Source organism: Flavobacterium araucananum (genome assembly GCF_002222055.1).
Lineage (GTDB): Bacteria > Bacteroidota > Bacteroidia > Flavobacteriales > Flavobacteriaceae > Flavobacterium > Flavobacterium araucananum.
In genome coordinates this window covers 19,029-39,393 of sequence record NZ_MUGS01000037.1, presented here as the reverse complement: position 1 = coordinate 39,393, position 20,365 = coordinate 19,029, and the positions used below count along the sequence as shown (strand labels likewise).

Genomic DNA, 20,365 nt, shown 5'->3' with positions numbered 1-20,365 from the left:
ATCAACATGGAATTATTTTTTAAATATCAATGGCTTCTAATGCCACTGATTGTATTTTTATCATTCTGGATTCGTTATATGTTTATAGCGGGTCTTATGTATAAGTTTTTGTATGTGTGGAAAAAAGGGAAATATCTTAAAAGAAAGAATCAGTTAAGTTTTCCAGAAAAGGAGCAAATAAAATATGAATTTAAGTGGTCGATTTCAAGTGCATTAGTAATGGGTTTTGTTGGGACAATTGTGTATTATTTTTACAAAAATGGATATACAAAAATATATGAAAATATTTCCGATTATGGATGGCTCTATTTTGTTTTTAGTATAATCATTATGATGCTTATACATGATATCTATTTTTACTTTGTACATCGATTGTTGCATACTAAATTTATGTGGAACGTTCACAAAATCCATCATTCTTCTCATAATCCTACTCCTTGGTCATCGTTTTGCATGCACCCTGTAGAAATGTTACTTAGCGGAGGTGTGGTTGCCCCAATGATCTTTATCATACCTGCGCATATGAGTGCTTTTGTAGTCTTTACTCTGATAATAATGTTTAATGCTATCTATGGACATTGTGGATTTGAATTCTTTGGTCCAGGGTTCAACAAAAGTATATTTTTAAAATGGATCAACACAGAGACGTTTCATAATATGCACCATTCTGGAAAACATGTTAACTATGGGCTTTATACAAATATATGGGATAGGATTTGCCAAACTGTGCATAAAGATTATGATATAGAATATGAAAAAGTAGTGAGTAGAACATCTGTAGAAGATCATCATGAAGAGGAGAAAACAACAAAATAAACGAATAGACTAGGAGAAAAAGACTGCAAGAACCAGTGTCTTTAAAAGAGATAATGTATTTTGTGATAATTTCTGATGGATAATTAGGATAGAGATGAGGCTGAAAAAACAATGCATATGTCAATAGAAGTTCATAAAATTAAAGTAGAAATGGGTGACGTAATGATAAATTACTGTTATCTTCTGGTAGATAATGAAACTAGTGAAGCCGCCATAGTAGACCCAGCTTGGCAACTTGAAAAAATCGTTGCCGTAATTGAAAAGGAAAAGGTTAAAATTAAGTATGTTCTCATTACGCATGTTCATTTTGACCACATTGATTTGGCAGTTACTTTTGCAGAAAAATACAAAGTACCTATATATATACATGAACTGGATTTAAAGAGATTTCCTTTTTCACCCTCAGTAGAATTATTTAGTATTTGCGAATTGACTCCTCTTTGGACAGGGGATGCCAATGTATATCCCATTCAATTAGGCAATGCAGAAGTGATTGCTTTGCATACTCCAGGACACACTGAAGGGAGTATGTGTTTTTATGCAGGATCAGCAATTATAACAGGGGATACCTTATTTATTGAAGGGTGTGGAGTTTGCGATGATATTACAGGTGATCCAGAGGCTATGTTTAGGAGTTTAGAATTTATAACCCGATTTATATCGGGAGATACTATGATATATCCAGGTCACTGTTATGGTATTGAACCAGGTGCCTATTATAAAGACATTGTCAAAAAAAACATATATTTACACATTCAAGATATCGATAAATTTGTTAAAATTAGAATGCGAAAGCATCAAACAAATATTTTTAATTTTAAGTAATGAAAAAGGAAATTATAGTTGTAGGAGGAGGTATTAGTGGAATTAGTTTTGCTCATTATTGCGCAATAAATGGTTACCATGTGAAACTTTATGAAAAGAGGCAACTAGGAGGTTGCTTCGATAGTATAACTTTGGATAATAATTATTTTTTTGAATTAGGCGGGCATACATTGACCTATAAATACAAAACATTGTTGGAAATTCTGGAGTATTATGGAAAGTTAGATCAACTTAAAGCTGTGCCTAATTTGAAATTCGAAGGATATAAAAACGGTATGTTTCAGACTCTTTTGAAAAATATTAATTTTGGATCATTGTTATTATCGTTGCCACGTATGTTTTTGGTTTCAAAACAAGACAAGTCGATAAGTAGTTATTACAGTTCTATATTTGGAGGAAAAAATTATAAACAGTTATTTCACTATTTGTTTAGAGCAATATTGTGTCAAAACCCAGATCAGTTTCCGGCAGAATTATTGTTTAAGGAGCGAAAAGCTGATAAAAAATTTCCCAAAAAATTTGTGTTAAAAAATGGTTTACAGCAATTTATGGATATTGTAAAGGAAAATCCAAATATTCAATGTTATGAAGGAACAAAGGTGTCGGCGGTAACTTTTGACCAAGGAATGTATCAAATATGGAATGATAAGGAGTTACTGGGGAGTAGTTTAAATATTTGTTTTTCCTGTCCGTCTGAAATAACATCACAATTGCTGGTTAATACAGTTCCAAAATTAGCTCAAAAACTTCAAAGACTTAAGTTAGCTCAGATAGATACAATGCTGGTAGGTTTCAGTGACCAAACAGCTTTAAGAAAGCGTAAGAAAAGTATTCTTAGTCTTAATGATGTTTTTTATTCTGCGATTTTTCATGAAGTTTCAGGTGAAAAATATTGGGTTTTCCATTTTAAAGGAGAAAAATATACCAAGGAAGAAAAAATACAGGCTATCGCAAATGTTTTTGATGTGGAAGCTCAACAAGTCAAGTTATTGGAAGAGCGAAGATCAGAGCTACCAATCACGACTTTAGAAGATCAGGCAGTATTAACAGAAATAGAAATGGATATTGCTAAAACGAGATTATTTATAGCTTCCAATTATATGGAAGGTCTCGCTATTGAAGATTGTTGTATACGTGCTAAGAAAGAAGCTCATAGGTTACTTACAATTGATAATAATGAGTTGCGATGAAGGTATTTGCAGTTCATATTGGTTTAACGGATGCTACAATTGAGGACTTGGATTGTCTGATACCATTTCTGGAAAAAGAAAGACAAAAAAGAATTTCAAATTTTATTCGGTTTGAAGATAAATATCGGTCTGCAGTAACTGGTTTACTACAATATTATATGCTGCCTGAACATCTTAAAAACACCTTAGACTTTTCTGGATATCAATATAATAAGTATGGGAAGCCTGAAGTTTCAGATGAATTTAACTTTGAGTTTAATCTTTCACATTCGGGAGAGTGGGTTGTTGGTGTATGTTCTGAAAAGAAGGTAGGAATCGATATCGAAAAAATAAATTACAATCGAAAAATTTTACAAAGTGTGTTATCGCTTAAAGAACAACAAACATTGGAATTACTTAGTAAGCCTGAAAGGATAAATACTTTTTTTAATTTATGGGTACTTAAGGAAGCACATGTAAAGGCAATGGGAAAGGGGTTTTATATTCCGCTTAATGAAGTTTCTTTTGAGATAAACTTCAATAACCAGATAATTGGTAAAAATAATGATGTTGGTTCTTGGTACTATAAACTTTACGCTATCGATTCTGATTATAAAATGGCAATCTGTGCTGCTGAGGAGGGAATATTTCCAGAGAAAGTTTCGGTTTTAACAGTTAAAGATTTAATTATGGAGTTTCATATAATGAATAAAGGCCTAGTATATAACTCTCAATATTGACCAATTTTAAAAATTAAGTTGTAGAAAGAAAAGAATAAGTATTATAGTCACACCATAATACTTTGTAGTCTTAAACTTTTATTTAAATAAATAATCTACTGAAAAATAAAATGAAAAAAATCATATTTTGATAACAAGCTTAGCGATTTTAAATAATTGATAAAAAAGCAGCTGATTATTCTTTGGATATCTTCTTATAATCTCAGTATCATTGTTTTTTTTAACTGGTACTAAGTGTAAAAAAAACTATAGTGAATTCTAAAATAAATAGTGTTAAATTTTTTAATACTGAAAATCATTCTCAATTTGCTTAAATGTAGAAAAAGCATTACTATTGTGTAAGGCGACCATTGATTTTACTCTTATTGGTAAAATTAGTACGATCCAAATTTTATTTTATTTTTATAATTGTACAAATCTATGAAAATCGGTTTATTTTTAGGTTCATTTAATCCCATTCATATGGGACATCTGATCATTGCTAATACGATGGCATATACAACTGATCTGGAAGAGGTTTGGCTCATCCCAGCACCTCCAAGCCCGTTTAGAAACAGGAAAACTACGTTGCCAAAAAGTGCTCGTATCGAAATGATTAATATGTCAATTTCAGATAATCCTAGATTAAAGGTCTTTGATTTTATATCATCTTCACCTACGGTATTTACCATGCTTAAGCCTAGTTATATTGTTGATAATTTAAATAAACTGTCGGATAAATTTCCAGAGCATGAATTTAAATTAATCATCGGTGAAGATGCGCTGGTAAAATTTAAGAAATGGAATGTTTTTAATAAAGTATTGGAAAAATATGAAATATATGTTAGCCCTAAAAACAATACTCCTGATAGCAATTTTAAAAAACATCCAAAGGTTAAATTTATAGAAGTTCCATTAATACTCGATATTTCAGGTACCTATATTCGAAATGCTATTAAAAATCGTCATCCTATTAATTATTTGGTTCCTTCTGTAGTTGAGGAATATATCTCCAGGAATGAGTTTTTTATTTGAAATAATTAAAAGTTTGTCTTTTGATTTTTTTCTCCAAAGTCGAGCAGTATACTTTTGCCTTCAATTAGTAAAGCTATAGTGTTAGGATAATTTTTATCTTAACTTGAGTTAAAAATTATAATACTTAAAAACAAGATTTTATGAATAAACAAGAGGTTTGGTTTATAATTAACCCAATTTCAGGAACTAAAAATAATATTAATGCTATTACAGATTATATAGCGCAATATATTTCATTAGAAAGATATAACTATTCTTTAAAGTTTACAGAATACAAAAATCATGCCTATGAGATTGCTAATAAAGCGGTAGAAGAGTGTGCGGATATCATTGTAGCAGTAGGCGGTGATGGTACCATTAATGAAATAGCAAAGGCATTAATTGGTCATTCAATTATTTTGGGAATCATTCCTGTAGGTTCGGGTAATGGATTAGCGAAACATTTAGGAATTTCATTGGATGTAAAACTGGCTATTGAAGGTTTGAACAAACAGAGATTAGAAAAATTGGATGTAGGTTATATTAATGATCTTCCCTTTTTAACAGCATCTGGAATTGGTTTTGATGCACATTGCGCCAAGATATTTAATGAGAAAAAACATAATCGGGGGATATGGAATTTTATTCGAATAGTGACTTATGAATATTGTTTTAACTACAAAGATATTGAATGCGATTTTTTGGGTTTGAAAAATAGATTTTTCAGAATTACATTTTGTAATGTATCTAAAGTAGGAAACAATTTATATCTAGCTCCTGACGCACAATCTAATGATGGTTTATTGGATTGTATAGCTGTTAAACCTTATCCATTTTTGATGTTACGAAGGATTTTGGGAAATATATTTGGTAAAAAAATCAAACAATCATCCCATACTAGCTTATTACGTGCGGCAGAGTTTGATGTACATATTGATTCGGATACTTCTATTCATTGTGACGGAGAAATTTATATTTTAAAAAAGCCTATTATTCAGGTACGTATTAAGCCAAGTGCATTGACTGTAATAGCTTAGTAAGTTATTCTATTATTGAGTTTAATCAGGGTTTAAAAGGACAGGCAGGTTATGCCTGTCCTGATTAGCTAATTCAGAATCAAGGCGTCCGAGCCTTTATTTGCAAAATCCACACAAAGATTAAAAGTGGATTGTGTGCGAATCTGTCCTGTTCCACCCATCAAAAGGGAAGTTAATTTAGCCTCTTCATCTTTGTAATTTCTAACATTCTGAAAATATCCTGTGATTGCATTGTAAGCCCCAAAGACAGTTCCTTTAGTGGTGTCCATCAGTTGTGTAGGGTTGCTCATGGCATATTCAAATGCGCTATCGACCATATTGGTAAAGCAAGTCGAGAGTTCGTCTTCCCTTCCATTTTGTATAGTTTTGAGCACTTCTTTACTCGGAACAAGGGCGGACTGTATTAGTTTTTTCACTTCATTGTCCGTTATTCGGATTTTTGTCCAATGGTTAAAAATGGATTCCATTTGTGATGATAGCATATCGGATATGCCCATTACTTTATGTGCCTGTTCCAAACGCTGTTTGGCATTGGAGGTATGACGAATACGTACCGTATTTGTTTTGTTATTCATAGCGGCATTAAGTGTATTGTTGCAAACGATTCGTATGGGGGTGAATGCTGCGGTTATGCTTCCGCTTCCGTCGTGTGAGGTTGTTAAGAACAAATATTTCTCAATCAAATCATCGTTACCAACCCTAATATAATCTGGCAATTTTGCTGTTATAAAGATGCGTTCCCCTTTTCCGAGTGCCCCTGCAGTTTCGTATAGGATTCCGTCACCGCCAACGATGCTGTCAAAAAAAGAAAAGGCGTCCCTATTTTGTACAATCTGGTAGTCTTTGCCCACAACGCCGAGTACGGTATCATTACCGGTGCGCACCGTACTGTAGTAATTTGGTACTTCTATTTTACTCAGAATGATTTCATTATCCAAAATGGTTTCGGATGAACTGGTTGTGAAAATTTTACGTTTTTCTACTTCATAATCCAAACCTGCGTGCGCAATTGCCTCCGCGCTTGTGGGGTAATCGGTAATAATCTGTCCCAAATTGTGCCATGCTTTTTGTTTAGTACTGAAAAAACTGTGTTTTCCTGACTGCTCATTGTAATTTATATTATGTGCCATGATGTTGAATTTTAAGTGATTTTGATACTGTTAAAAAGGTACGTCTGCTGTTTTTTTTGCTTTCTTTTCTTTTACTGCTGAATTGGCTTCAGTACTTTCTGCTTTTTTGGGGAAAACCAAAATTTTAATATTATTGGTGTGAAAAGTCAGCGTGCCTACTGCTTCGCCTTCGCTGTTATTGTAGACATTCATGCCAATACGTCCAAAGAGCTGTACGAGTGTTCCTTTTTTTAGCCACTGTGCTGTAGCAGTATTTAACCAATAGGAGCAATTGATATAAGTTGTTACTTCCTTTACTTCGGTACTGCCTTTGGTTTTGTAATTGTCATTGATGGCAATACTGAAATTGACTACTTGTTTGTCATTGTTCACTTTTTGAACTACTGCATCTGCTGTTAATCGTCCTGTGATTTCCATAATTTTAATTTTTAAGGATTACTATTATTTACTTTCTCTTTAATCCTGCTCCCACAAAAATTGTTTTCAAAACGAAAAAACGGGAAAAAAGAAAGCAAGATGTAAGTGGCTTAAGGATGGGTAAGTGCTATAAGTCCCGAAGGGTGGCAAGGGGAGCGCCGCCATTATGCGCACGGGACATGCTTAAGTCACTATCTTAGCTGCCCTTTTAGTCCGTTTCGAGTGAAAGCTTTAAGAAAAACTTTTTTGGTTTTCTATGATGAAAATGTGTTTTTTAAATTCCAGGGAGATATAAACTCAATGTTAGTATTAAAAAGATGAAGCAAATAAAAGAGGTAGTCTACGAGATTTTAAATATATTTTTTTAAATTTTTTATATAATACACAAGTCATTTAAGGTGTTTAAAAAAAAACGAATAAATATACAATAAAATAAATTTGTGTATTTGCATTATTTTTGTACATTTGTATCAGAAATGAATAACATTACAAAAATAATGAGATGGAAGTTAAGTTAAAAGAAATAGCAAATATTCAGTTCGGTTATTATGGCCAGCCTAGTAAAAAAGGTACTATTCCATATTTTCAAGCCAAACATTTCAATGAATTTGGGCAATATATTGTAAATGATGATACTTTTTTGGAAGAAGATTCAAAATCAATAGCAAATTTATTACAAAATGAAGATATTCTTTTTGTAGCAAAAGGATTTCGATTTTTCGCTACATTATATAAAGAAGAACTTGGCAAAGCCGTGGCGTCTTCAATATTTTTTATTTTACGCACTGATAAAACTAGAATTATACCAGCTTATTTGGTTTCAGTACTCAATCTTCCAAAAAATTTACTGCACTTTCAGCAATCAGGTGCTGGAAGTACTATTCCTTCTATTCGTAAAAACGAGTTGGCAGACTTTACCTTTAATTTAATACCATTAGAAGAACAACAAAAAGTTGTAGCATTACAAGAACTGTATCTAAAAGATATTGAGCTTACAAATGCCTTAATCAAAGAGAAACAAAAATTATTTCAAACAACAATTTCAACAATCATAAAATAATCACGAGATGGCAAAAATAAAAAATGATGCTCCAGGAATGAGAGGCGACAGAAGCAGAAATGATAACGGAGAATTAAGACAAAAAAGAAGTGACACACACATAGGAACTATCGAACAAAAGTATAACATTGATCTGAATGTAAGAAGCGATATGCATTTAGGTACTTATTTAGAAAAAAACGATATTGCTTCTTTAAACGATTTAGTAAATAACAATAAAAAATAATAGCTCCAAAATATAACCACTATGGCAGAGAATAAAATTACTCAAAAGGAAATCAATAATATTGTTTGGAAAGCTTGTGATACTTTACGCCCAGTAATGGGAAGTGAACAATACAAGGATTATATATTGACACTATTATTTATAAAATACCTGTCTGATGTTTGGAAAGACAAAGTTGAACAATACCGCATTAAGTATCCAGATAATGAAGAAATGGTAAAACGCCAATTACAAAGAGAGCGTTTTATATTACCAGAAATAAGCAATTTTGATTACCTATTCCAAAATCGAAACGAACCTAACATTGGGGAAATTATCGATATCGGATTAACCGCTTTAGAGGATGCTAACCGTTCCAAATTAGCAATGGTTTTCCGTAGTATTTCTTTCAATTCTGAAACGGTGTTTGGACAAACAAAACAGCGTAATGCGATTATGAAAAACTTATTGGTTGATTTTTCAGAATTAGATTTGCAACCATCACATTTAAAAAACAACGATGTCATTGGAGATAGTTATGAATTTCTAATCTCAAAATTTGCTGGTGAAAGTGGGAAAAAATCGGGAGAATTCTATACGCCAAGTGAAGTCAGTACACTATTAGCTAAATTACTGGATCCACAACCCGGTAACAGAATGTGTGATCCCACAGCGGGTTCGGGCTCTCTATTGATTAAAATGGCCGATGAAATTGAGGGTAAAAATTATTCCCTTTACGGGCAAGAAAACAACGGCAGTACTTGGGCACTGTGTCGTATGAATATGTTTTTACATGAACAAGACAGTGCTACTATAGAATGGGGAGATACTATCAATAATCCAAAATTGTTGGAAAATGACAAATTGATGAAATTCCATATTGTGGGAGCAAATCCACCATTTTCGCTTGACAAATGGGGAGCCGATACGGCGGCTTCCGATCAGTTCAGCCGTTTTCATAGAGGAGTTCCTCCAAAGAGCAAAGGAGATTATGCTTTTATCAGTCACATGATAGAAACTACCTATGAAGACGTGGGTAAAGTTGGTGTAATTGTACCACACGGCGTATTGTTTCGTAGCAGTACCGAAGGACAAATTCGTAAAAAACTAATTGACGAAAATTTATTAGAAGCTGTTATTGGTTTGCCTGCCAATCTGTTTTTTGGAACAGGAATTCCTGCCGCTATATTAATTTTCAACAGAGGAAAAGGAAGCAACAAAGACATTCTCTTTATTGATGCCAGTCGTGAATTTGAGAATGGTAAAAATCAAAATAAGCTGCGCAAAATTGATATTGAGCATATTGTAACAGCATTCAAGACATTCAAATCTGTTACACCTTTAGTTACCGAAAAAGGCGCTATTGTAGAAGACAAATATAGCTACCGTGCCACAATCTCTGATATTATAGAAAACGATTACAATCTTAATATTCCTCGCTATATTGATACGTTTGAAGAAGAGGAAGAAGTAGATATTAAAGCCACGCATACCACTATTACGGAACTAAAAAAACAACTAACCGAAGTAGAAAACCAAATGGAAAACTACTTGAAAGAGCTAAATCTTATATAATAATGGATATTAAAAAATATAAGAAAACTTCTGTCGGTTTAATTCCTAATGATTGGGAAGTGAAAAAGATTAGTGAAATAACAAAAACCACTGCTGGAGGTACACCTTCAACTCAAAAGAAAGAGTATTGGGGAGGAGAAATAAAATGGATGAGTTCTGGTGAATTAAATTTAAAAAAAATATCCGATGTTGCAGGTAGGATAACTGAAATAGGGTTGAAAAATTCTAGTACAAAATTAATTCCTCCCAAATGTGTATTGGTAGGTTTAGCAGGGCAAGGAAAAACAAGAGGAACTGTTGCTATGAATATGATTGAACTTTGTACAAATCAATCTGTCGCAGCAATTTTTCCTTCAAACGAATTTAATGAAGAATATCTGTATTATAACCTAGATGCAAGATATAACGAATTAAGACAACTTTCTACTGGTGATGGAGGAAGAGGTGGACTTAATTTAAATATTATAAATTCAATGTTTATTCCTATTCCAACCCTCCCAGAACAACAAAAAATTGCTTCAACATTATCAACTTGGGATGTTGCTATTGATAATTGTAAAGCTATTATTGGTAATTTGATAGTGAGAAATAACGGGCTTGCACAGCAATTGCTTACTGGAAAAATAAGAGTAAAAGGTTTTGATAAAAAATGGAATAATAAGGTTATAACTGAATGTTTAAATTTTACTCCCAGACCAATTATAAAACCAACTGCAAATTATTTAGCGCTTGGTTTAAGAAGTCACGGCAAAGGGATTTTCCATAAAAATGATTTTGATCCAGCTTCTATTGCAATGGAAACAATGTATGAAGTGAAAGAAAATGATTTAATTATAAATATCACGTTTGCTTGGGAACATGCTGTTGCGATAGTAAGCAAAAAAGATGAAGGAGGCTTGGTTTCGCATCGATTTCCAACGTACACATTCAATTATAAAAATGCAATTCCTGAATATTTTAGACATTTTATTTTACAAAAAAGGTTCAAATTTTTATTGGAATTAATTTCTCCAGGTGGTGCAGGTCGAAATAGAGTAATGAGTAAAACCGATTTTCTAAAATTAGAAATTAAAATCCCTGATGTTGAGGAACAAAAAGCAATAGCTGACATCCTTGACAAAGCTAGTGAAGAACTAAATCAATATCAACGGAAATTAGAAATCTTGCAGTTACAGAAAAAAGGATTGATGCAACAACTATTAACTGGAAAAATTAGAACCGTATAGAAAAAATCAACCAAACCGACATAAACATATGAATACATCTGAAACCTTTCAAGAATTCCTAGGTAATATTAAAATTAGTGATGATAAAGCGACTACAATTTCTAGCAGATATGCTCGAATAACCAAAGCTTTAAATCAATATTTTCGTGATACAGAATCAACAACAGCAAATAGTTTACAGGTTGGCTCTTATGGCAGGTATAGCGGGATTAAAGGCATTTCAGATTTAGACATGTTATATATTATGCCTAATTCTAAATGGAATGATTACAATAAAAGTGGCGGACAAACAAAACTATTGCAAGACACAAAAAAAGCAATTGAAAAAACATATTCTGCTTCAGATATAAAAGTAGACAGATGTGTTGTAACTGTTAGTTTTTCAGATGGTAGTCACATCGATGTTCAGCCAGTTTTTGAAGTAGAAGATCAAGATTATAAGTATCCAGATACTTATGGTGATGGATCCTGGAAGATTACAAAGCCAAGAAAAGAAATGGATGCGATGTTGGAAGCAGAACCAAATAAGAATAGAAATCTGAGGAGGCTTTGTAAGATGACCAGGTCTTGGAAGAATAAACATGGTGTGTGCATGGGTGGATTGTTAATCGATACTTTAGCATATAATTTCTTAAATTCCACTACTAATTATAACACCAAAAGCTTTGCTTATTTTGATGAAATGAGTAGAGATTTTTTTAAATATTTATATGATCAACCCAAAGACCAGAAAGAGTATGGAGCTTTAGGAAGTAAGCAACGTGTAAAAGTGAGAAAATCTTTTAGAAGAAAATCTAAAAAAGCATATGACCTTGCTTGTAAAGCTATTGATGCTGTTTCAGATAAGACAAAGCATAATAAATGGCGAGATATTTATGGAAATGATTTCCCTAAATATCAAAATGAAGAAACTGAAGCAAGAGCACTTAATTTATCATACAAAAGTAACGAGGAGTATATCGAAAATTTATATCCTATTGAAATTAGATACAATCTAGAGATTGATTGCGAAGTTAAACAAAATGGTTTTAGAGAAGGTCTATTACGAGAGTATTTAAGAAAAAAGTATCCTTTAATAATTGGTAGATCACTTCGTTTTTTCATTTCAGAAATAAACATCCCACATCCATATACTGTAAAATGGAAAGTCACAAACAGAGGAAATGAGGCCATTAAAAGAAATTGTATCAGAGGACAAATTACTAACGATTTTGGAAGTGAACAAATAGTCGAAACTACCAATTTTAATGGTGAACATTATGTTGAGTGTTATATTATTAAGAACAACATAGTAGTAGCAAAAGATTCAATTGATGTACCTATTTCAGCATAATTTTATAAAAGGATAAGCCATGAAGGAAAAAAAAGTTTTATTAGAATCTCAAATTAGAGAAATATATGGAAGAGTAGTTTATACTCACAAAACACATGAAAAATGTGCGGATGTTTTAAAAGAGAGAAATGATTGTTTAAAAATAACAGAGGTAATACTTTCGGCCTTAACAACAACAAGTATATTGGTGGTGATCTTTGGTGAAGGAATCGTTTTTCAATTTCTTGCAGCATTGTTTTCTACTGCCCTACTCTGTTTAAGTTTATATTCAAAAGACTATAATTTACTGGCATTAGCTGAAAAACACAAACAAGCTGCACTGGATATAATAGAAGTTAGAGAGAAATTATTATCACTGCTAGTTGATATTAGAATTGGTAATAAAGATGTGAACGATTATCAAATAGAAAGAAATAAGCTTAACGAGCAATTGCTAAATGCATATAGAGGTGCTCCAAAAACGATTAATAAAGCTTATAAAATCGCTTCAAAAGCTTTACAGAAAAACGAAGAATTTACATTTTCGGATGAGGAAATTGATAAATTTTTACCTGAAAGTTTAAGGAAAAATAATTAAACATATAAAACATTGAATTGTTTATTAGAGCTATTTAAAAAAAAGCTAACAGCCAAACCAAAACCTATAAATGAAAAGAGAGTTACATACATTATACATAAAACACGATGGACAATTCAAGACATTATCTAAAATTGCTTTGTCGCAATTAATATTAAAAATTGTTTATTTAAAAGGTGATGGTACAACTTTAAAACAAATTGAAGCTGAATTAACTACAGTATTAACTTCACCGGTATCACAAAAGGATATTGAAGACGCTATAAGAATATTAATTAAAGAGCGAAAATTAAACGTTAAATCGAATAGGCATTTTATTCATAATGATTACAAAGATCAAATCAAAAAAGAAGTAGATAAAAACAAAGATTTACTTTCTAAAGTTCTGGATAAATATTTCTCAAAAGCAGAAAGCAAAGAAGAAAATATAGAAAAATGGTTTATCGATACAGCAATTTCATTTTTCGAAAAATACAGTTTTGAGTGGTTTCAACAAATTACCTATAAAGGGAAAAATGGTGCTAATTCAGTTCATAATATCCACGAAATTTTGGATAATATTTTATTAAACAACACCTTAATTGTTGAAAATGATAAAGACTGGCTAAAAGCACAGTTTTTAAAGTTTATTGATAGTGAAGATCCTGATGATAATTTACTTTTTTGGTATTATGGTATTTCAATGTTCTCTTCAAGATTAATCACTGCAAGAAATTATGCCGACGGAATTACTATTGATTTATTTAAGGATAGTAAATTTATTTTAGACACAAATATTTTGATGATTTTAGATTTAGAAGAACACGAACTTTCTACTTCTTTAAATTCGTTAGAAAGTATTTTAATACAATTAAATATTTCTCCCGTCTATCTCCATACAACTAGAGAGGAATATTTGAGAGCTATGAACTGGAGACGAACAGAAACAATTAGAGTTTTTGAAAGTTTTGATATAAATGTATTAAGATCTTCTGATTGTCCATTTATTCAAACAGCTTTAAGACGTGGCTGTTTAGATGCCACTGATGTCACAAGAATGTTTGATAGATTGTTAGATATGCCATCACATTTTAGTGATAATTTACCTATTGAAATTTATGATTATGATACTTTAAGTGTTGCGATTGAAAACGGAAAGGAAGATGTAAGTTTAAAAACTAGAATTAATGACACTTATAAAAGAAGAACAGGAAGAGATAAAAGAGAAAATCCAATAATCCACGATGCTGCTATTATAAGTGGAGCACAATTTATAAGAAAAAATGAAAAATGTTGGATTATCACTAGTGATAGTACAATGAAAAGATTTGCTATTGAAAACTGCATAAGAGATGAAAACGAAATTGCAGTAGGACTTGATGTGGTGATTGGTTTAATGGCGGTTAATAGCGGTGGTGTAAATATGGATGCCTCAAATTTTGCTCCATTATTTAAAAATCTTATTAAATACTCTTTAGTTCCTGAAAGTGAGGCTTTTGAAGTAAAAGATTTAGCCTTCATTTTAAGGACAAACATTAAAATAAATGAATTGCCTAATGAAAGAGTAATTGAAGTTGCTAAAGAAGTGAAAAGAATGCGTGTAGTTGGTGCTGAAGAAGAAAATGTTGCTCTTTATTTAAGAAGAGTTATTGAAGGTGATACTATTGGTTTAGTAAAAGATATGGAAGAAGCATTAAGCAAGGAAAGTATTGCTAAAGCAAATAGAGAAAAAGCCGAAAGCCAAAGAGATTTAGCATATAATGTCTTAAGTAATGATAAACGGGGGAAATTAAGAGATAAATATGATACTCAACTACTATATAATAGAGTTGCTTTAGTATTAATTCCATTATTTGTATTTGGATTAATATTTTCAACTTTTAAATATGGTCTTTCTAACACAAGCCCTATAGTTCAATATGCAATTGGATGTTCAGTTGAATTAATTTTTGGAATTTTACCGTTAATTCCTTTAAATAAAAGACTTATTAAAAAACATAGCGAATATGTTAATGAAATTAATGTCATCGTAGAAAATGAAATTTATGATTTAAAAAATAGAGTGAATTAAATAATTTAGAGGAGCTATATAAAAAGTTAATTTATGAGCAACATTCAAAATCCTGAATTTGGCGATATTGTAAAACTAATACAAGAAGCACAAGGTAGAGTAAGGCAATATACCAATATCGCTTTGGTAACATTATACTTTGATATTGGTAAAACAGTAAGCCAAAAAGTAGCGCAAGGCACTTGGGGACAAGGCACAGTACAACAATTGGCAGATTATATCCAAACTGAAATGCCTGCATTAAAATCCTTTAATCGTAGGGGGTTATACCGAATGAAACAGTTTTACGAAACCTATTGTCCGGGATCGGAATTTGATATCATGTTTGAAAATATCATCTCTCTAAATACTGAAAACCAAAAAAATAAAAATGTGTCAGCACCGCCGACACATTTAAGTTTTGAGTTTGTGTCAACTGCCTTGGCACAAATTCAAAAACCACAAAATGTAAAAGCGTCACCAATGGCGACACAATTAGATGATGATAATAGTGAAAAAACAATTGTATCCCTACTGCAGACACAATTGAGTTGGTCAGTTCATTTAGAGATTTTATCAGCGTGTAAGCTGCCGGAAGAAAAATTATTCTATTTGATTATGGCTTCAAAAGAGAAATGGAGCCAACGGGAAATAAGAAGACAAATTGAAAGTGGCCTATTTGAACGCTATGCTTTAAGCAATACAAAAGTGTCGGCACTGCCGACACAATTACCGGCCAAGATAAACGAGCACTTAAAAGACATTTATTCATTAGAGTTTTTAGAATTAGGTGATAATTTTAGTGAAAGCGATTTACAAAAATCAATAGTGAAAAACCTAAAGAAATTCATTTTAGAAATTGGAAATAATTTTTCTTTTGTTGGCGAAGAATACAGAGTACAAGTAGCTAATAGAGACTATGAAGTAGATTTATTGTTTTATCACAGAGTATTGCAATGTTTGGTTGCATTTGAATTAAAAATTACCGATTTCAAACCCGAGTATTTAGGTAAAATGAACTTCTATTTAGAAGCACTTGACAGGGATCACAAACTGCCACACGAAAACCCAAGCATCGGAATAATCCTTTGTAAAAGTAAAGACGATGAGATTGTAGAAATTGCAATGAGCCGTTCACTATCTCCGACAAAAGTTGCAGAGTATACCACTAAATTAATTGATAAAAAACTACTCCAAGCCAAATTACACGAATTGGGAGAATTGTATAATCAATCAAAAAACATAGAGTCATAATGAGTATTCCATCCTATATTGAAGACCACATCAGTCAAATTCCAGCATTGCAGTTACTCATAAAAATGGGATATCAATATGTATCGCCAGATGAAGCAATGGAATTACGTGGCGGTAGAACCAGTAATGTATTGCTGGAACCAATTTTGAAAAAACAACTCGAAAAAATAAATAGTATTCAATACAAAGACAAAGAGTTTTCTTTTTCAGAGAGCAATATCAATGCAGCAATTATCGCTTTGCGGGAATTACCAATACAGGATGGTTTTATAAAGGCAAATCAAGCATTTTATGACTTAATAACTTTGGGTAAAAGTTTAGAACAAACCATTCTAAACGATAAAAAAAGTTTCTCTTTTCAATATATCGATTGGAAAAATATAGAGAACAATACATTCCACGTTACCGAAGAATATGCCGTATTACGTAGCGAAAGAAACGACACCTATCGCCCAGATATTGTTTTATTCATCAATGGAATTCCAATGGTAGTAATTGAATGCAAAAGCAATGTGATAAAAGACCCTGTAACACAAGGAATATCGCAACATTTAAGAAACCAATCAGAGGACGGAATAAGAGGATTATACCAATATTCTAATATGGTGTTATCATTAGCGGTAAACGAGGCAAGATATGCCACGACAGCCACACAAAAAGAGTTTTGGAGTGTATGGAAAGAAGTATTCCGTACCAAGGAAGAAGGAATACAATATGGCGATGCAATTAGACAACTAAAAAACAGCGAATTACCTAATACAGAGCGAACAGCTATTTTCAAACAACGATTTAGCAGTGTATTACATTATTTTAATCAACTGGAAAAAGAAGAAGTAATCGTAACCGAACAAGATAAATTAGTATTCAGTTTATGTCAGAAATCAAGAATTATAGATTTGATTTTTAATTACATAATTTATGATGATGGTGTTAAAAAGATAACCCGATACCAACAATATTTTGCAATCAAAGAAACACTTAAAAAAATTAGTATTGCGGATGCAAATGGCAAGCGAACTGGTGGTGTAATTTGGCACACACAAGGAAGCGGAAAATCATTGACTATGGTAATGTTGGCGCAATTAATTGCAACTCAAAAAGAAATAAAAAATCCAAAAATAATTCTTGTTACTGATAGAATAGATTTAAATACCCAAATTACAGAAACATTTCAAAAATGTCACGTTGATGTAGAAGAAGCACAAACCGGAAAACATTTAGTAGAACTAATCAATAGCCCAACGGACGCAGTAATCACCACATTGATACACAAATTTGAAGCGGCTATAAACCAATCAAAAGAAGGATTTACTTCACCTAATATTTTTGTATTAATTGATGAAGGACACCGAAGCCAATACGGTACGTTTAATGTAAAAATGCAAAAGGTTTTCCCGAATGCTTGTTTTGTCGCATTTACAGGGACACCTTTAATGAAAAAAGAAAAAAGTACTGCCAATAAATTTGGAGGTTTAATAGATGTGTATTCTATTACAGATGCTGTTGAAGATAAGGCAGTAGTACCTTTACTTTATGAAGGAAGGCATAATTTAATTGAAGTAAATGAAAAACCATTAGACACCTTTTTTGATAAAGTTTCCGAACCACTTACGCCTTATGGTAAAACAGCACTAAAAAGGAAATACAGTACAGCAAATCAACTAAACAAAGCCGATCAGGTCATTTATGCAAGATCATGGGATATTAGTGAACATTTCGAGGATAATATTCAAGGTACTGGTTTCAAAGGACAATTAGTAGCGCCCAACAAAACCACAGCCATAAAATATCGAGAATACTTAAAAGAAATTGGAAAAGTAAGTTGTGAGGTGTTAATTTCTGCACCTGATACAAGAGAAAATTACGAAGATGCTTTTGAGGAAAACGAAGATGTAGTCTTGAAGTTTTACAAAGCAATGATGAGTAAATATGGAAAACAATTAGATTACGAAAAATCAGTAATCAGTTCTTTCAAAAAGCAAGAACAACCTGAAATAATTATCGTAGTAGATAAATTATTAACTGGTTTTGATGCGCCAAACAATCAAGTATTATACATTACCAGATCATTGAAAGAGCATACTTTACTTCAAGCTATAGCAAGGGTAAACAGAGTAGCTCCAGGAAAAGAATATGGTTTTATAATCGATTATTTCGGTAATTTAGAAAATCTGGACAATGCTCTAAATACATACAGCGGTTTAAATGATTTTGAGTTAGAAGAACTATCAGGAACAATAATAAACATCAACAAGGAAATAGAAAAATTACCACAAGCACACAGCGAGTTATGGGACATTTTCAAAACGATAAAAAACAAATACGATGCAGAAGCATATTCCGAATTATTAAATGATGAAAGTATAAGACATCCTTTTTATGAAAAACTTTCTGCTTTTGTCCGTTTGTTCAAATTAGCAATGGCATCAATAGAGTTTAATGATATTAAAAACGAGAAAGTCATTGATAAATACAAAAAGGACAGTAAGTTTTTCTTGCAATTAAGAGTAGATGTTAAGAGAAGGTATTTTGACGATTTAGATTATGCAGCTTATGAACCTCAAGTTCAAAAATTAATAGATAAACATATTACTACGGAAGGCGAAGTATTAAAAATAACGGAACTAGTAAATATTTTTGATAGAGAAAAAAGAGAAGCTGAAGTAGAAAAAATAATAGGCAAAGCAGCAAAAGCCGACCATATTGCAACTCGTACGGTTAAGGCAATTAATGTTAAAATGAATGAAGATCCAATCTTCTACAAAAGTTTATCGGCATTAATTAGAGAAGCCATAAACGATTATCATCAACATCGAATTGATGAAGCACTATATTTACAAAAAGCTAAAGAATACGAAAATCAATTCCTGACTGGAAAGCAAAATAATGTTCCGCATGCTATCCAGGACAAACCTAATGCAATTGCTTTTTATAATCTGATAAATGCAGTTTTAGAGAATAGTTTTAGTAATGCACCAGAGCCAAAAGAAGTACAAGCCAGTACAGGATTAGAGATAGAAGATTGTATTAATAATATAGTGTTTGAAAACAATACACTTATTATTGATTGGCAAACCAATACGGAAATTGAGAAAGAATTGAAAAACAACCTCGATGATTTACTTTTCGAAAAACAGCAACAATACGATACGCAATTCTCATTTGACAAAATAGATGAATTGATAGACGAAGTAATTAAAATTGCTAAACTAAAATACGTTTAATGCTACAATCAATCCAACAAGTAAAGTATGGCAGCAAAAGTATTGAATATAAATTGTCTTTTGCCGAAAGAAAGTCATTAGGCATAAAAGTATTACCTGACGGATCGGTATCGGTTATTGCTCCAAATGATACGAATTTAATAGACATCAATAAAAAGGTAAAATTAAAAGCCAATTGGATATTAAAACAACAAGCCTTTTTTTGTAGTTATAAACCACATACGCCAGAGCGTAAATACGTTAATGGAGAAACACATTTGTATTTAGGAAGACAATATAAGTTGCAAATCATTGAAGACACTATAAATGAAATTAAACTTTATAGAGGTGCAATGATTATGAAAACTAAAAAATCAAATCCAGAATATTTAGAAAAAAAACTAAACGAATGGTACAAGGAAAAAGCAATCTTTCACTTCGAAGAAGTGTTGGATAGTTCTATAGAAAAATTCAATAAGTATAAAATTGAAAGACCGGCTTTAGATATAAGATTGATGCAAAAACGTTGGGGCAGTTGTACTAAATCTGGCAAAATAATTCTAAATACAGAGTTAATAAAAGCCCCAAAAGGGAGTATCGAATATGTAGTAATTCACGAACTTTGTCATTTAGTACATTACAATCATAACAAGGAATTCTATGATTTGCAAAACATACTATCTCCCGATTGGGAAAAATGGAAAGAAAAATTGGAATTTACATTATCATAAATGATTGTTTTTTTTCAAATTTGCAAGAATGTCAATTAAAAAAAA

Annotated in this window: 18 protein-coding genes; 16 read left to right on the top strand and 2 right to left on the bottom strand. The window is 31.8% G+C overall.

Translation table 11 applies throughout. The features are described 5' to 3' along the window. Positions 1-6 precede the first annotated feature (6 nt). The 6 genes from B0A64_RS16995 to B0A64_RS16970 all read left to right on the top strand — a co-directional run bounded on the left by B0A64_RS16995 (position 7) and on the right by B0A64_RS16970 (position 5,580). On the top strand, positions 7-816 hold the full coding sequence (locus tag B0A64_RS16995; RefSeq protein ID WP_089480697.1) for a sterol desaturase family protein: 810 nt from the start codon (positions 7-9) through the stop codon (positions 814-816). Between the two features lie 117 nt (positions 817-933). Then, positions 934-1,641 carry an MBL fold metallo-hydrolase gene (locus B0A64_RS16990; protein WP_165769839.1) on the top strand — a complete coding sequence of 236 codons (708 nt, stop codon included), beginning with the start codon at positions 934-936 and terminating at the stop codon, positions 1,639-1,641. After that, a complete protein-coding gene (locus B0A64_RS16985; RefSeq protein ID WP_089480695.1) occupies positions 1,641-2,831 on the top strand; it encodes an NAD(P)/FAD-dependent oxidoreductase in 1,191 nt (396 codons plus the stop codon). The genes B0A64_RS16990 and B0A64_RS16985 overlap by 1 nt, the downstream gene beginning before the upstream one ends. Beyond that, entirely contained in the window at positions 2,828-3,550 is a 723-nt protein-coding gene (locus tag B0A64_RS16980; RefSeq protein WP_089480694.1) for a 4'-phosphopantetheinyl transferase family protein, read from the top strand. Before B0A64_RS16985 ends, B0A64_RS16980 begins: the two co-directional genes overlap by 4 nt. A gap of 420 nt (positions 3,551-3,970) precedes the next feature. Then, positions 3,971-4,564 carry a nicotinate (nicotinamide) nucleotide adenylyltransferase gene (gene nadD, locus B0A64_RS16975; protein ID WP_089480693.1) on the top strand — a complete coding sequence of 198 codons (594 nt, stop codon included), beginning with the start codon at positions 3,971-3,973 and terminating at the stop codon, positions 4,562-4,564. Between the two features lie 140 nt (positions 4,565-4,704). Then, positions 4,705-5,580 (top strand): diacylglycerol/lipid kinase family protein, encoded by an 876-nt coding sequence (locus B0A64_RS16970; protein WP_089480692.1) that lies wholly within the window; start codon positions 4,705-4,707, stop codon positions 5,578-5,580. 68 nt (positions 5,581-5,648) lie between these two features. On the opposite strand, the gene B0A64_RS16965 is transcribed toward B0A64_RS16970, so the two are convergent. Then, positions 5,649-6,710 (bottom strand): DUF932 domain-containing protein, encoded by a 1,062-nt coding sequence (locus B0A64_RS16965; protein ID WP_089480691.1) that lies wholly within the window; start codon positions 6,708-6,710, stop codon positions 5,649-5,651. A 30-nt stretch (positions 6,711-6,740) separates the two neighbouring features. Continuing rightward, positions 6,741-7,127, bottom strand: a complete 387-nt coding sequence (locus B0A64_RS16960) for a single-stranded DNA-binding protein (RefSeq protein WP_089480690.1) — start codon at positions 7,125-7,127, stop codon at positions 6,741-6,743. Between the two features lie 502 nt (positions 7,128-7,629). Between B0A64_RS16960 and B0A64_RS16955 the strand changes: the two genes are divergently transcribed. The 10 genes from B0A64_RS16955 to B0A64_RS16910 all read left to right on the top strand — a co-directional run bounded on the left by B0A64_RS16955 (position 7,630) and on the right by B0A64_RS16910 (position 20,320). Then, positions 7,630-8,187, top strand: a complete 558-nt coding sequence (locus B0A64_RS16955; protein ID WP_089480689.1) for a restriction endonuclease subunit S — start codon at positions 7,630-7,632, stop codon at positions 8,185-8,187. Between the two features lie 7 nt (positions 8,188-8,194). Next, a complete protein-coding gene (locus B0A64_RS16950) occupies positions 8,195-8,413 on the top strand; it encodes a hypothetical protein (RefSeq protein WP_089480688.1) in 219 nt (72 codons plus the stop codon). A 21-nt stretch (positions 8,414-8,434) separates the two neighbouring features. Then, positions 8,435-9,967 (top strand): type I restriction-modification system subunit M, encoded by a 1,533-nt coding sequence (locus B0A64_RS16945; RefSeq protein ID WP_089480687.1) that lies wholly within the window; start codon positions 8,435-8,437, stop codon positions 9,965-9,967. 2 nt (positions 9,968-9,969) lie between these two features. Then, positions 9,970-11,193 (top strand): restriction endonuclease subunit S, encoded by a 1,224-nt coding sequence (locus tag B0A64_RS16940; RefSeq protein WP_089480686.1) that lies wholly within the window; start codon positions 9,970-9,972, stop codon positions 11,191-11,193. A 28-nt stretch (positions 11,194-11,221) separates the two neighbouring features. Continuing rightward, positions 11,222-12,526 carry a nucleotide-binding domain-containing protein gene (locus B0A64_RS16935; protein WP_089480685.1) on the top strand — a complete coding sequence of 435 codons (1,305 nt, stop codon included), beginning with the start codon at positions 11,222-11,224 and terminating at the stop codon, positions 12,524-12,526. 19 nt (positions 12,527-12,545) lie between these two features. Then, a complete protein-coding gene (locus B0A64_RS16930; protein WP_089480684.1) occupies positions 12,546-13,103 on the top strand; it encodes an SLATT domain-containing protein in 558 nt (185 codons plus the stop codon). Between the two features lie 70 nt (positions 13,104-13,173). After that, entirely contained in the window at positions 13,174-15,153 is a 1,980-nt protein-coding gene (locus tag B0A64_RS16925; protein ID WP_089480683.1) for a hypothetical protein, read from the top strand. A 33-nt stretch (positions 15,154-15,186) separates the two neighbouring features. After that, the gene (locus B0A64_RS16920) at positions 15,187-16,386 is read left to right on the top strand and encodes a PDDEXK nuclease domain-containing protein (RefSeq protein WP_089480682.1); all 1,200 of its coding nucleotides are present in this window, start codon (positions 15,187-15,189) and stop codon (positions 16,384-16,386) included. Beyond that, positions 16,386-19,610, top strand: coding sequence for a type I restriction endonuclease subunit R (locus B0A64_RS16915; protein WP_089480681.1), 3,225 nt, complete (start codon positions 16,386-16,388; stop codon positions 19,608-19,610). Before B0A64_RS16920 ends, B0A64_RS16915 begins: the two co-directional genes overlap by 1 nt. Next, positions 19,610-20,320 (top strand): M48 family metallopeptidase, encoded by a 711-nt coding sequence (locus tag B0A64_RS16910; protein ID WP_089480680.1) that lies wholly within the window; start codon positions 19,610-19,612, stop codon positions 20,318-20,320. The genes B0A64_RS16915 and B0A64_RS16910 overlap by 1 nt, the downstream gene beginning before the upstream one ends. The last annotated feature ends 45 nt before the right edge of the window (positions 20,321-20,365 follow it).